The sequence below is a fragment of the Oceanicola sp. D3 genome, from assembly GCF_006351965.1.
GTDB lineage: Bacteria > Pseudomonadota > Alphaproteobacteria > Rhodobacterales > Rhodobacteraceae > Vannielia.
This window is the reverse complement of record NZ_CP040932.1, coordinates 2070553-2082946: the sequence shown is the minus strand read 5'-3', so window position 1 is coordinate 2082946 and position 12394 is coordinate 2070553. Positions and strand designations below refer to the sequence as shown.

General features: G+C 63.0%; 14 protein-coding genes. 8 read left to right on the top strand and 6 right to left on the bottom strand.

Translation table 11 applies throughout. The features are described 5' to 3' along the window. Nucleotides 1-14: 14 nt before the first annotated feature. The 4 genes from FHY55_RS10545 to FHY55_RS10535 all read left to right on the top strand — a co-directional run bounded on the left by FHY55_RS10545 (nt 15) and on the right by FHY55_RS10535 (nt 4869). The gene (locus FHY55_RS10545) at nt 15-1064 is read left to right on the top strand and encodes an ABC transporter permease (protein WP_140014152.1); all 1050 of its coding nucleotides are present in this window, start codon (nt 15-17) and stop codon (nt 1062-1064) included. A 10-nt stretch (nt 1065-1074) separates the two neighbouring features. Next, the gene (locus FHY55_RS10540; RefSeq protein ID WP_140014151.1) at nt 1075-2490 is read left to right on the top strand and encodes an ABC transporter permease; all 1416 of its coding nucleotides are present in this window, start codon (nt 1075-1077) and stop codon (nt 2488-2490) included. Between the two features lie 4 nt (nt 2491-2494). Further along, on the top strand, nt 2495-2653 hold the full coding sequence (locus tag FHY55_RS20500) for a hypothetical protein (protein ID WP_168222974.1): 159 nt from the start codon (nt 2495-2497) through the stop codon (nt 2651-2653). A gap of 131 nt (nt 2654-2784) precedes the next feature. Continuing rightward, nucleotides 2785-4869, top strand: a complete 2085-nt coding sequence (locus FHY55_RS10535) for an ABC transporter ATP-binding protein (RefSeq protein ID WP_140014150.1) — start codon at nt 2785-2787, stop codon at nt 4867-4869. A 32-nt stretch (nt 4870-4901) separates the two neighbouring features. Here FHY55_RS10535 and FHY55_RS10530 read toward each other — a convergent pair whose 3' ends face one another. The 3 genes from FHY55_RS10530 to FHY55_RS10520 form a co-directional block, all read right to left on the bottom strand. Next, nucleotides 4902-5099, bottom strand: coding sequence for a YdeI/OmpD-associated family protein (locus FHY55_RS10530; protein WP_140014149.1), 198 nt, complete (start codon nt 5097-5099; stop codon nt 4902-4904). A gap of 166 nt (nt 5100-5265) precedes the next feature. Further along, a complete protein-coding gene (locus tag FHY55_RS10525) occupies nt 5266-5712 on the bottom strand; it encodes a hypothetical protein (protein WP_140014148.1) in 447 nt (148 codons plus the stop codon). A 10-nt stretch (nt 5713-5722) separates the two neighbouring features. Continuing rightward, nucleotides 5723-6268, bottom strand: a complete 546-nt coding sequence (locus FHY55_RS10520; protein ID WP_168222973.1) for a lytic transglycosylase domain-containing protein — start codon at nt 6266-6268, stop codon at nt 5723-5725. A gap of 236 nt (nt 6269-6504) precedes the next feature. On the opposite strand from FHY55_RS10520, the gene ssb reads away from it, so the two are divergent. Further along, nucleotides 6505-7023, top strand: a complete 519-nt coding sequence (gene ssb / locus FHY55_RS10515; RefSeq protein WP_140014146.1) for a single-stranded DNA-binding protein — start codon at nt 6505-6507, stop codon at nt 7021-7023. Nucleotides 7024-7089: 66 nt separating this feature from the next. On the opposite strand, the gene FHY55_RS10510 is transcribed toward ssb, so the two are convergent. The 3 genes from FHY55_RS10510 to FHY55_RS10500 all read right to left on the bottom strand — a co-directional run bounded on the left by FHY55_RS10510 (nt 7090) and on the right by FHY55_RS10500 (nt 9621). Continuing rightward, nucleotides 7090-7719: a hypothetical protein gene (locus FHY55_RS10510; protein WP_140014145.1), complete on the bottom strand. Its 630-nt coding sequence runs from the start codon at nt 7717-7719 to the stop codon at nt 7090-7092. A gap of 228 nt (nt 7720-7947) precedes the next feature. Then, a complete protein-coding gene (aroB, locus tag FHY55_RS10505; RefSeq protein ID WP_140014144.1) occupies nt 7948-9057 on the bottom strand; it encodes a 3-dehydroquinate synthase in 1110 nt (369 codons plus the stop codon). 18 nt (nt 9058-9075) lie between these two features. Beyond that, entirely contained in the window at nt 9076-9621 is a 546-nt protein-coding gene (locus FHY55_RS10500) for a shikimate kinase (RefSeq protein ID WP_254695286.1), read from the bottom strand. 129 nt (nt 9622-9750) lie between these two features. Here FHY55_RS10500 and FHY55_RS20885 point away from each other — a divergent pair, with 129 nt between their 5' ends. The 3 genes from FHY55_RS20885 to FHY55_RS10490 all read left to right on the top strand — a co-directional run bounded on the left by FHY55_RS20885 (nt 9751) and on the right by FHY55_RS10490 (nt 12370). After that, entirely contained in the window at nt 9751-9885 is a 135-nt protein-coding gene (locus FHY55_RS20885; protein WP_256377559.1) for a hypothetical protein, read from the top strand. Nucleotides 9886-9950: 65 nt separating this feature from the next. Beyond that, nucleotides 9951-11432, top strand: a complete 1482-nt coding sequence (locus tag FHY55_RS10495; RefSeq protein ID WP_140014142.1) for a hypothetical protein — start codon at nt 9951-9953, stop codon at nt 11430-11432. A 5-nt stretch (nt 11433-11437) separates the two neighbouring features. Further along, nucleotides 11438-12370, top strand: a complete 933-nt coding sequence (locus FHY55_RS10490) for a tyrosine recombinase (protein WP_140014141.1) — start codon at nt 11438-11440, stop codon at nt 12368-12370. Nucleotides 12371-12394 lie beyond the last annotated feature (24 nt).

Here is a 12394-nt window from a genome sequence, read left to right as displayed (position 1 = left end):
GACAGGGACGACCCATGGGACTATTCCTCGCCCGACGCATCGGGACGATGCTGATCACAGCGCTCTGCCTCAGCTTCATCGTCTTCTACCTGACCAATCTCGACAGCAATCTCGAGAAGCTGGCCAAGTTTCAGGGCAACAGCAGGATGACCGATGAAGAGGTCGGCAACTGGCTCGAAAACAACGGCTTCGGGCAGCCGATGGTGGTGCGCTACGGCGAATGGCTCGGCGTGGTGCCCGGCTGGACCCGCGAGGACGAGGCAGGCGATGTGGTTGCCGGGCGCTGCACCGACCTTGCCGAAACCCCCGCCGAGGCCCCTGGCTTTTGTGGCATCCTTCAAGGCTACTGGGGCGAGAGCACAGTGTTCCGCGACTCTGTGGCCAGCATCATCGGCGTTCGGCTGGGGCTGACCGCCAAGCTGATGTTCTGGGTCATGGTGCTGATGGTGCCCTGCGCCCTGCTGATTGGCGTGCTTGCCGGGATGCGCGAAGGCTCGCGGACCGACCGCACGCTCTCCACCGTTTCCATCGCCACCACCGCGATGCCCGAATATGTTTCTGGCGTGATCCTGATCGCGGTCTTCGCCAGTTCCGCCGTGGGGCTCAAGTGGTTCAAGGGCACGGCCACCTCCGCGATGGACGGCGCCAACTTCGAAAACTTCTTTCTGCCAGTGCTCACCATCGCGCTCTATGGCATGGGCTACATCGCCCGGATGACGCGGGCCTCCATGGCCGAGGTGATGACCGCGCAATACATCCGAACCGCCCGGCTGAAGGGCGTGAGCTTTCCCAACATCGTGATGAAGCACGCCCTGCGCAACGCCCTCATCGCCCCCTTCACCGTCATCATGCTCCAGTTCCCATGGCTGCTGAACGGCGTGGTGATCGTCGAGAGCCTGTTCAACTACAAGGGCTTCGGCTGGGCGCTGGTGCAGGCCGCTGGCAACAACGACATCAACCTGCTGCTGGGCGTCTCTGTTGTTTCGGTGCTGGTGGTGCTGATCACCCAGCTGATCTCCGACATCGGCTACGTCTACCTCAACCCCCGCATCCGAATTTCCTGAGGAGAGAGACATGGACCCGCTTACCTGGACAGGCTCGCTCTCCTTTCTCAACCCGGTCTTCCTGACCGCCGGAGCGCTGCTCGTCATCGCCTTCCTGCTGCAATTCCTCCTCGGTCTCTTCGGAATGAAATCCGGCGAGCTGGTGATCCAATCCGATGGCACGGCCCTGCGCACCCGCACACCGATGGATTACATCGGTTTTGTCACCATGGGTGCCCTGCTCGTGGCTTTGGCCTGCGTGGTTGGATACCTGCTGGTGGGCATGCTCCTGCCCGGCGAGGCGAAAGGGATCATCGGCCATGTCTCGGCGCGGCTCCTGCCGGTCTGGGTGGCCATGGCACTGGTGTTTGCCCTGTCCTACACCTTCAAGCGCCGCCTCGGGCTTTACGGCAAGCTGTTTGACAGCACGGTTGGCATGATCGGCTTCGGGATCGTGCTGTTCTGGGTCTTCACTGCGCTCTTCCACCAGATGATCCTCACGCATGACCCGCTCACCGCCGTCTCGGGCCTCAAGAACAAGATCCCCGGCACCCCCACGCCCGAGGGCACCGACGGGTTGGAGTGGTATCTGCTCGGCGGCGACAACCTCGCCCGCGATGTCTTCTCGCGCATGGTCGCAGGCGCATGGGAGGTGATGAAGATCGCCCCCTTCGCCACCATCTTCGCCTTCATGGTCGGCATCACCCTGGGCCTGCCTGCGGGCTACTACGGCGGCAAGCTCGATACCTTCCTGAGCTTCCTCGCAAACCTCATCCTCGCCTTCCCGGTGATCCTGCTCTTCTACCTGCTCGTCACCCCCGAAATCGTGGCAAGCGGCCTGCCCCGCTACATGGCCGGCGTGCTCTTCCTCTTCCCGATCCTCTTCCTCGTGGTGCTGTTCAACTCGCGCTACTTCACCGACCCGACCAAACGGGCGCTCTACATCGGGCTCTCGGTGGTGATCGGCGGCTACATCTACCTTGGCGTGGCGTGGGACGCAGACCCCCTCGGCATGATCTCGATGGAGGGCAACATCCTCGTCGTCTTCGTCTCGGTGGTCTTCGTGAACTCGCCCACCGTGTTCCGCATTGTCCGGGGCCTCGCGCTCGACATCAAAACGCGGGATTACGTGGCGGCGGCGCAAACCCGCGGCGAAGGCCCGTGGTACATCATGCTCTGGGAGATCCTGCCCAACGCCCGCGGCCCGCTGATCGTCGATTTCTGCCTGCGCATCGGCTACACCACCATCCTGCTCGGCACCCTCGGCTTCTTCGGCCTCGGCCTGCCGCCTGATAGCCCGGACTGGGGCACAACCATCAACTCGGGCCGCAAACTGCTGTCGATCTACCCCCACCCGGCCCTCGCCCCGGCGCTGGCGCTGATGAGCCTCGTCCTCGGCCTCAACCTTCTGGCCGACGGCCTGCGCGAAGAGAGCCTGAGGGATTGAGCGGATGCGTGGCTTCAACCCCGCCGGCCTTGCCATCGGCATCGCCATCGGAGCCGCCTTCGGCGCGGCGCTGGATAACATCGCCGTTGGCATTGGCCTCGGCGCGGGCGTCGGCATTGCGCTGGGCATTGCCATGGGCGGCAAAGGAGGCGGTGATGAATAACCCCCGTCAACCCGCCGCGTACGCCCGGTTAACGCCTTCCGACCCCCTGAATTCTCCTATGCATGGGTTGTGCATAGGATGTGCATCACTTGTGCCTGTGTTCTCAAAACCACTTAACGCCGGAGGCCCTCATGGCTGAAGAAACCTATGACGGCCCGATCCTTGAGATCGACAAGCTCTCCATTTCCTTCTTCACCCGCTTGCGCGAAATCCCGGCGGTTATGGACTTTTCGGCCAAGGTCATGCCGGGCGAAGCGCTTGGTTTGGTTGGAGAATCCGGCTGCGGCAAGAGCACCGTGGCGCTCGGTGTGATGCAGGACTTGGGGGTGAATGGCCGCGTGGTTGGCGGCTCGATCAAGTTCAAGGGCGAAGACCTTGGCACCATGAGCGACGAGCGGTTGCGTGATATTCGCGGCAAGGAAATTGCCATGATTTATCAAGAGCCTATGGCCTCCCTCAACCCCGCCATGAAGATCGGCAAACAGCTCATGGAAGTGCCGATGATCCACGAAGGCGTCTCTGAAAAAGAGGCCTGGGCCCGCGCGTTGGAAGTGGTAACAGACGTCAAGCTGCCCGACCCGGAGCGCATGCTCAAGAGCTACCCCCACCAGCTTTCCGGCGGCCAACAGCAGCGCATCGTGATCGCTATGGCCTTGATGTCAAAGCCTTCTCTCCTGATCCTAGACGAGCCGACAACCGCGCTCGACGTGACGGTGGAGGCCGCCGTGGTCGAGCTGGTGAAGGACTTGGGCAAGAAATACGGCACCTCGATGCTGTTCATCTCCCACAACCTCGGGCTGGTGCTGGAAACCTGCGACCGCCTTTGCGTGATGTATTCCGGCGAGGCGGTTGAACGCGGCTCCATCGCCGATGTGTTCGACAAGATGCAACACCCTTATACACAAGCGCTTTTTCGCTCCATCCCGCTCCCCGGAGCCGACAAAAACGCCCATCCCCTCGTTGCCATTCCGGGCAACTTCCCCCTGCCCCACGAGCGCCCACCGGGCTGCAATTTTGGCCCGCGTTGCGACTACTTCGAGAAGGGCCGGTGCGACGGGCAAGAGATCCCCATGTTCGACGTGCAGGGAGACGACCGCCACGCCACCCGCTGCCTGCGGTTCGAGGAGATCGACTGGAACGCCCCCATCGAGGCCGGGGTCACCCACGTCAAGAACGAGCCCGGCGATGTGGTGCTGAAAATGGACAACCTCAAGAAGTATTACGAGGTCGCCTCCAGCGCGCTTTTCGGCGGCGGTGATACCCGCGTGGTCAAGGCCAACGAGACACTCAGCTTCGAGGCCCGCGAAAGCGAAACCCTTGCCATCGTTGGCGAATCCGGCTGCGGCAAGTCCACCTTCGCCAAGGTGCTGATGGGGCTGGAAACGGCGACCGAAGGGCAGATCCTGCTGTTCAACCAAGACATTCAGGATACCCCAATCGAGGCCCGTAACCCCGATACCGTGTCCTCTGTTCAGATGGTGTTTCAAAACCCCTTCGACACGCTGAACCCTTCGATGACGGTGGGCCGCCAGATCATTCGTGCGCTGGAGATTTTCCGCATCGGCAACAACGACAAGGAGCGCGAGCAGCGCATGCTGGAGCTGCTCGATCTGGTCAAACTCCCCCGCGCCTTTGCCGACCGTATGCCGCGCCAGCTTTCAGGCGGGCAAAAGCAACGGGTTGGCATCGCCCGGGCCTTTGCGGGCGGAGCAAAAATCGTGGTTGCGGATGAGCCGGTTTCGGCGCTGGACGTCTCCGTGCAGGCCGCCGTGACCGACCTGTTAATGGAAATTCAACGCGAAGAGAAGACAACGCTCCTGTTCATCAGCCACGACCTCTCGATCGTGCGCTACCTCTCTGACCGGGTGATGGTGATGTATCTCGGCCATGTGGTCGAGATCGGGGCAACGGATCAGGTCTTCGCCCCGCCCTATCACCCCTACACCGAGGCGCTGCTCTCGGCGGTGCCGATTGCCGACACCAGCGTGACGAAGAAACATATCGTGCTGGAGGGCGACATTCCCTCCGCCATGAACCCGCCGCCCGGCTGCCCCTTCCAAACCCGTTGCGGCTGGAAGAGCCGGGTGCCCGGCGGTCTCTGCGAGAAAGAGGTGCCGCCGATGCGCCAAATGGCGACGGGACATCAGGTGAAATGCCACCTCTCGGAAGAGGAATTTGCCTCGATGGAGCCGGTGATCAAGATGGCGGCGGAGTGAAGACCGCACTGTAAGGGGTTGATAAATAGCGCCTAACCGCACTTCAGCTCCTCAATCATCCGCTCTATCCTTGCCTTGCGTTCCGGCCCCTCGCGGGCGGCTTCGATCCGGCTGACGTAGCTCATCCTCCGGTCTGCCGGGGCGGCGCCGTAGCGGGCAAGCAAGCCGTGCTTTGAGAGTTCTGCGCGCATATCAGCGGGCATGGAGCGGGGCGGTGGCGGTGTGGCCATGGGAAACCTCTTTGCAGGTGCTTCCCGGCATGTAGTCGAGCGATCATCCACCTGCCAGATGGGTCAGACCCGCTTAGCGATAAATGACCGATGGCACCGGGTGCCTTCGGCTAAAATCGGCCAATCTATCTGATAATACTGGAAAAATTTTCTGCGCCTTGGCGCGTCAAATCTCCCATTCCTCCTGCCCCGGAGGCGGTGCGCCAAAGTGGAAGCGTGCGATTTTCCACGCCTCCCGCTCTTTCACCAGTTGCACGAAAACCGGCAGCACCGAGCCGTCAGCCCGGGTGTAGCTGCCCTTGATCCGCGCAACCTTGCCCGCGATGTTCCGACTGCTGAAGGAGAACTCGCCAGCATCGCCCCAGATCCGCTGGGCCCGAAACTCGCGCTCGAACTCTTCGGCAGAGACGGTCTGCTGCAAGTCTTGCGCCAGAAACCCATAGGCTTCTTCGTCGCTGTTGGCGTTCATCGCCGCATGCATCTCGATCACCGGATCGTCCACCTCGGTGAACACACCAACCAGCCCGGTCACGCCGCGATAGACCGTCCACGCGATGCTCCCTGCCCCGATAAGGAGCACGACAATAACGAGAGGGATCAACCACTTGCGCATCACGGTCGGCTCAGGAGCCCCAGATGACCTTCACGTAGTTCTTGGTTTCACGGTAGGGCGGCACGCCGCCGTATTTGTCTACCGCGCCGGGGCCGGCATTGTAGGCCGCCAGTGCGAGCCGCCAGCTCTTGTAGCGATTGTACATGAGCTTCAGATATTTGGCGCCACCTTCGAGGTTTTGCTTCGGATCGTGCGGGTCCACGCCCATCTTCTTGGCCGTGAAGGGCATAAGCTGCGCCAGCCCGATTGCGCCCTTGTGGCTCTTGGCCTTGGGTTTCCAGCCGCTCTCCTGCTGGATCAGCCGCAGGAACAGATCTTCCGGCACCCCATGTTTGGCCGCGGCGGCCTTGGCCATGGGCAGGTAGACGCCCCGGTAGGAGCCGGTAAAGCGCGGTCCGGTGTCGTTCTTCGACGGGGTGTTCACCGTTGGCGGCTGCAAGCGCACCGAGGCGGCGTATTGGCTGGCCGCCCGGCTGTCGAGCAGCTTGGTCTGGTTCAGAAACAGCTTTTTGCGTGATTTGGAAGAGACGCTCTCGCCCACCACTGGCGTGGCCATGCATACGCACACCACCGCCGCTATCGCTCGCTTCATGCCCCTCGGCCCCGTTTCTTGCAGGCCCCGAGGGCCCCCTTGCAACCTGTATTCTAGCGATAATCGCTCTCGCTGCCACCCCGCAATTCCGCACAACTCCGTTAGAGGCTCTGGGGCGGCGTAAACTGGTTTTTAACCACGTTCTGGTGGTGTAGCGTCAGCGAAAGATTCGAACCACAAGATATGGGGAGGGCGGCAGCATGGCCGGTTCTGTCAACAAGGTTATCCTGATCGGCAATCTGGGCCGTGATCCCGAGACACGCACGTTTCAGAACGGCGGCAAAGTGTGCAACCTGCGCATCGCGACCTCCGAGAACTGGAAAGACAAGAACACCGGCGAACGCCGTGAGCGCACCGAGTGGCACTCGGTCGCGATCTTTCAGGAAGGGCTCGTGCGGGTGGCCGAGCAGTACCTGAAAAAGGGCTCCAAAGTTTATATCGAGGGCAAGCTGCAAACCCGCAAATGGCAAGACCAGAACGGGCAAGACCGCTACTCCACCGAGGTTGTGCTGCAAGGCTTCGACGGCACGCTCACCATGCTCGACGGGCGCGGTGAAGGCGGCGGCGGGGGTGGCGGCGGCTACGGCGGCGGCTCCTCCTCGGGTGGCGGCTACGATGACCGTGGCGGCTATGACGACCGGGGCGGCAGCTCGGGCGGTGGCTACGGCGGCGGCAACGCCCCGGCGGGCGGTGACATCGACGACGAAATTCCCTTCTGATCAAAGACTTCGGGCGCGACTTTAAACAAGGTCGCGCCCACTTCTACGTTCAAACCAATCCGTGCGTCAGCGCCATTCCCGCATGCCAGAGACGGCGGACCAGTTGAGCAGCGGCATCGGCCTGACCGCAGCGATCCTCAAGACACCGGGCACCACCGATACACCCGCCACCGCCGGAACGAAGAGAACAGCCCAGGCATTGTGGCCCTCAAAGTAACCGCAGAGTTTGGGCAGTTGGTTTTGGTTCTCCCGCGCGATGCGGATCTGCTCGTCTTGCCGGATGACCTTTGTCGGCGCTTCGCCCATCGCGGTGGCCCCATGAGCGCCCATCATGCCGCTCCAGACCGCCTTGGCGCGGATCGTGCCGTCGGATTCCGGCGTGTTATCGGTGCCGACATGGGCCACAGAGGCCCCGCCGGCCGATTGATAGCGAAACAGATAGCAGCCAGACATCGGCCCGGTGAGCACACCACCAGCGAGGGCACAGGTTGTCACCTCGCCTGCGCAATACTTCAGAAAGGTAAACATCCACGGCGTTCCGCCGACGAGGTTGCGGGGGTCAGCGCCCACGTTGACCGCCGCCATTGTGGTTTGGCCCGGCATCGGTGCCACCGGGCCCGGATTGTCGGCAGCTGATTGTCCCGGGTCGATCTGGTAGGAAATACATTGGCCGATGAAATTTGTAGGATCTGGCATGACGCCCCCTATTTTTTACATCACGGAATACGCCCTGCCGAGCGTCCCCGCGGGGTTGAGTTGAGGATCGGGAGTGGTCTCATGGTCTCCTCGCGGAGCCCTGGCCTGAAAATAACTACTTGATCAAAATGACCGAGGCCCGTGCCGAGCCTCGGCATGTCTCCCATTCCAAGGGGAGCCTAGCGCGAAAGGTAAGCTCTGTCGTCAACAAAGTTTCCCCAAGGGAAGCTATCGCTCCAGCTGATCGCGCAGCACCCCGAGCACCGCCTCGCGCGGCACATCGGAGGTGACAAACGCCTCCCCGATCCCGCGCGCCAAGATGAAGCGCAGCTTGCCGTCGACCACCTTCTTGTCTTGTCCCATCAGCTCCAGCAGCGCCTCGGCGGAGGGCAGATCGCTGGGGATATCGGCCAGATCCTTCTTCATCCCCATCGCCGCCAGATGCGCCCTTACCCGGCTAGGGGCTTCCTGCGCGCATAGGCCCAGACGAGCGGAGAGCTCGAAGGCCAGCGCGCAGCCAATCGCTACGCCTTCGCCATGCAGCAAGCGGTCGCCATAGCCGGTGGCCGCCTCCAGCGCGTGGCAGAAGGTGTGGCCGAGGTTCAGCAGCGCACGGTCGCCCTGCTCTGTCTCATCACGCAGCACGATCTCGGCCTTCATCTCTACCGAGCGGCGCACCGCATAGGCCCGTGCCTCGCGGTCGCCCGCGGCAAGGGCGGGGCCGTTCTGCTCCAGCCATTCAAAGAACCGGGCGTCGCCGAGAAGCCCGTATTTTTGCACCTCGCCATAGCCTGCAAGAAAATCCCGCGTGGTGAGGCTTTCCAGCGCCAGAATGTCGGCCAGCACGAGGCTGGGTTGGTGGAAGGCCCCCACGAGGTTTTTGCCCAATGGCGAGTTGATGCCGGTTTTCCCGCCCACCGAGCTATCGACCTGCGCCAGCAGCGAGGTTGGGACCTGAACGAAGCGCACGCCCCGGCGCAGCACCGCAGCGGCAAAGCCTGCGAGGTCTCCGATGACGCCCCCGCCAAGGGCCACGACGACATCGCGCCGCTCGACTCGCTCTGCGATGAGCCACTCAACGGTCTTGCCCAGATGCTCCCAGTTCTTGGTTGCCTCGCCAGCAGGCAGCACAAGCGACACAAGCTCGATGCCTTCGGCCTTCAGACCGGCCTCCAACGCGCCAAGATGCGCCTCCGCGACATTGCTGTCGGTCACCACGGCCACACGCTTTCGGGCCAGCAAGGGCGCAATCTCCTTGCCCGCTCCGGCAATCAGCCCCTCGCCGATCCGCACGTCATATTCGCGGCCCGGCAGGGCGACAGGCACGGTGGTGGTCATAGGCTTTCCCTCATGCTTTCAGTCTGTTGCGAGCACATCTTCACGCGTGGCCAAAACCTTGATGACCTGCTCCACCATATCGGCGATGGAGTATTCTGCCCGGGCCTGCGCGGTAAGCTCGGCCTTGGCGTAGGCGGGCTCGCGCGTGGCGATAAGTTCCTCCAGCGTGGCGCGCGGATTTGCGGTGCGCAGGAGCGGACGGGTGGTTTTGTGTTTGACCCGGCTCCACAGCAGATCGGTATCGGCCTTCAGCCAGAGCGCCACCCCTTTGCGGTGAATCACCTCGCGATTATCGGCCGACAGATAGGCTCCACCGCCAGTCGAGAGGATACCCACCTGCCCCTCCAGCAGCCGCGACAGCACCTCCGCCTCCCGCGCCCGGAAGAAGGCCTCGCCATCGCGCTCGAAGATCTCGGCAATGCTCATGTTCGCCGCCTGCACGATAGCCTCATCGCTATCCAGAAACGGCACGCCCAACCGCTTGGCCAGTGCTGTGCCAATCGCCGTCTTGCCCGAGCCCATCATGCCCACGAGGGCCACTGTCTTTTTCAGCCGTTCCGCCAATCTCTTGGCACCTTCCTGCCGGTCAAAAAAATTTGTCGCCCTCAATGGCGTGAACTCGGGCGGATTGCCATATATAATCGTGACCATCGGGGGGCGAGGCAAAATAACAAGGGCAGGACAGCAGGGCATATGGTCCGATTTCTCAAACTCATCGTGGTACTACTGGTGCTTGCCTTCATCGGGCTGGTAGGGTTTGCCTATCTGGGCGATCTCAGCCCCGAGATGGAAGAGGTGCGCGAGCCGGTGGAGCTCGACGTGGATTGACGATGAAAATTTCGCATGCGTTCGGGTGGGCAACGGTCGGGGTGATAAGCCTCGGTACAGGAGCAATGGCTCAGGACGCGCCGATTTCTTCCATCGACTGGCTGTCTGACAGCCTTTCAACGCCGGTTGTGGCAGTTGCGCCTTCCAATGAGCCGCCAGTGGCCAATTCGGCCGGGATCGAGACGGTCACCGTCTCGCCCCTTGGTGCGCCATCGCCTGATGGGATTGGCCTGATCGGACGCCGGGAGGCGGGATTTCCGGGCAACCTCTGGGGCGATTCCGAGCTGGACAGATTGCGCCGGCTGATTGCGGAGATGCCGATAGAGCAGCTTCCGGCCCAGCAGGAGCTGATCCGCCTGCTGCTGCTGACCGAGCTTGACCCGCCCATCGGGGCCGGGCCGGAGGGGCTGTTGTTTCAGGCCCGTATTGATGCGCTTCTGGCCCGCGGTGCGGTGGATGAGGCTGCCGAGATGCTGAAGCGGACAGGCTCGAAGGCTCCGGCAATCTTTCAGCGCAGTTTCGATGTGGCCTTGCTCCAGGGGCATGAGGATGCGGGTTGCCAACAGCTTCGGGCCACGCCGGGCATTTCGCCCAGCTATTCGACCCGCATCTTTTGCCTCGCCCGCACGGGCGATTGGCAGACAGCCGCGCTCACCCTCGATACGGCCAAGGCGCTTGGGCACCTCGATGCAGAGGAAGACGCCCTGCTGGCCCGCTTTCTGGACCCGGAGCTGGCCGATGGCGCCGCGCCCTTGCCAGCGTTCAAACGCCCGTCGCCGCTGATCTACCGGATGCTCGAAGCCATCGGAGAGCCGGTGCCAACGGCTCAGCTGCCGCTTGCCTTTGCCCATGCCGATCTGCGTGAAACTGCTGGTTGGCGGGCGCGGATCGGGGCTGCGGAGCGGCTTGCACGGGTCGGCAGCCTTGCGCCCGAGCGGCTGCTTGAAATCTGGTCGGAGCGGCAGCCTGCGGCTTCGGGCGGGGTTTGGGACCGGGTTGATGTGATGCAGCGCCTTGATGGCGCGCTGAGCGATGGTGACGCGGATGCGGTGGCCAAGCTGCTGCCCGGGGCATGGGCGCAGGCCGAGAGCGCTCATCTGGAACTGCCTTTTGCTGGCCTCTTCGGCACCCGGCTGGAGGATGTGGTGCTGAGTGGCCAAAGCGCCGTGCTGGCCTTCCGCATTGGTCTGCTGACCGATGGCTACGAGCGACTTGCGCTCACCCAACCCGCACCGCCCGGCGCATCAGATGCCTATCTTTCCGCGCTCGCCCGTGGGCTGCCGCAAGACGCCGAGGCGCCAAACAGCCTTGCCGAGGCGATCACCGAGGGCTTTACCAGCACGGCCCTGCCCGAAGCCCTCTCCCGCCCCATCGCGGACGGGCGGATTGGCGAGGCCATCCTGCTGGCGATGGAAACCTTGGAGAATGGGGCTGAGGGCGATCTGGATGATGTTACCGCCGCCATCGCCTTCCTGCGCAGCGTCAGCCTTGAGGACACCGCACGCCGCTATGCGTTGCAACTGATGCTGCTCGACCGGCAGGCCTGAGGCCAATGGACGCCACCGCACACCGCTGGATCAGCGCCTTCCTCGCAGCGCAAGCCGCCGAACTGAATGCCGCCAAGAACACCCAGCTGGCTTATGGCCGCGATCTCACTGATTTTGCCGAGTTTCTCGACCGGAAGGCCAGCCAGATGGCCAGTGCCGACAGGGCGGTGATTGAGGACTATCTCGTAGATTGCGAGGCGCAGGGGCTGGCCAAATCCACCCGGGCGCGCAGGCTTTCGGCCATCAAGCAGCTGTATCGCTTTGCCTTTGAAGAGGGCATGCGCGCCGACAACCCCGCGCTTCAGATCAAGGGGCCGGGCCGCTCCAAGGCGCTACCCAAAACGCTCTCACCCGAGGAGGTGGAACGGTTGCTCGCCGCGGCCCCGGAAACCGGGCGCGGCGATGACCGGCTGCGGAACGCCTGCCTGATGCAGCTGCTCTATGCGACCGGGATGCGCGTGAGCGAGCTGGTCTCTCTGCCCATCCAGGCCGCACGCGGCGACCCAAGGATGTTGCTGGTGCGCGGCAAGGGCGGCAAGGAGCGGATGGTGCCCCTCTCGCCGCCTGCCCGCGCGGCCCTTTCGACATGGCTGCAGGCGCTTGATACCTCGCAGGAGCAGGCCAAGCAGGAGCGCGGTGTGGTGCCCTCGCGCTTTCTTTTTCCTTCCACCTCGAAAGAGGGCCATCTGACCCGACATCGCTTTTACGCGTTGATCAAGGAGATCGCCGTGGTGGCCGGAGTTTCGCCTGCGAAGGTCACGCCGCACCGCCTGCGCCACGCCTTTGCCACCCATTTGCTGGCCGGGGGTGCGGACCTGCGGTCCATTCAGGTGCTGCTCGGCCATGCCGATATCTCGACGACCGAAATTTACACCCATGTGCTGGAAGAGCGGTTGAAAGAGCTGGTGCTGGAGCACCACCCGCTGGCGAAGGGCTAACGCGGCTGGCGGGGGTAAGCCACT

What these genes read in the sequence shown, in the direction of transcription:
- FHY55_RS10535 (WP_140014150.1), top strand. Translation starts at nt 2,785, where the DNA reads ATGGCTGAAGAAACCTATGACGGCCCGATCCTTGAGATCGACAAGCTC.
- FHY55_RS10520 (WP_168222973.1), bottom strand. Translation starts at nt 6,268, where the DNA reads ATGGCCACGCCAGTGGTGGGCGAGAGCGTCTCTTCCAAATCACGCAAA.
- FHY55_RS20500 (WP_168222974.1), top strand. Translation starts at nt 2,495, where the DNA reads ATGCGTGGCTTCAACCCCGCCGGCCTTGCCATCGGCATCGCCATCGGA.
- FHY55_RS10510 (WP_140014145.1), bottom strand. Translation starts at nt 7,719, where the DNA reads ATGCCAGATCCTACAAATTTCATCGGCCAATGTATTTCCTACCAGATC.
- FHY55_RS10495 (WP_140014142.1), top strand. Translation starts at nt 9,951, where the DNA reads ATGGCTCAGGACGCGCCGATTTCTTCCATCGACTGGCTGTCTGACAGC.
- FHY55_RS10530 (WP_140014149.1), bottom strand. Translation starts at nt 5,099, where the DNA reads ATGGCCACACCGCCACCGCCCCGCTCCATGCCCGCTGATATGCGCGCA.
- ssb (WP_140014146.1), top strand. Translation starts at nt 6,505, where the DNA reads ATGGCCGGTTCTGTCAACAAGGTTATCCTGATCGGCAATCTGGGCCGT.
- FHY55_RS10490 (WP_140014141.1), top strand. Translation starts at nt 11,438, where the DNA reads ATGGACGCCACCGCACACCGCTGGATCAGCGCCTTCCTCGCAGCGCAA.
- FHY55_RS10545 (WP_140014152.1), top strand. Translation starts at nt 15, where the DNA reads ATGGGACTATTCCTCGCCCGACGCATCGGGACGATGCTGATCACAGCG.
- FHY55_RS20885 (WP_256377559.1), top strand. Translation starts at nt 9,751, where the DNA reads ATGGTCCGATTTCTCAAACTCATCGTGGTACTACTGGTGCTTGCCTTC.
- FHY55_RS10540 (WP_140014151.1), top strand. Translation starts at nt 1,075, where the DNA reads ATGGACCCGCTTACCTGGACAGGCTCGCTCTCCTTTCTCAACCCGGTC.
- FHY55_RS10525 (WP_140014148.1), bottom strand. Translation starts at nt 5,712, where the DNA reads ATGCGCAAGTGGTTGATCCCTCTCGTTATTGTCGTGCTCCTTATCGGG.
- aroB (WP_140014144.1), bottom strand. Translation starts at nt 9,057, where the DNA reads ATGACCACCACCGTGCCTGTCGCCCTGCCGGGCCGCGAATATGACGTG.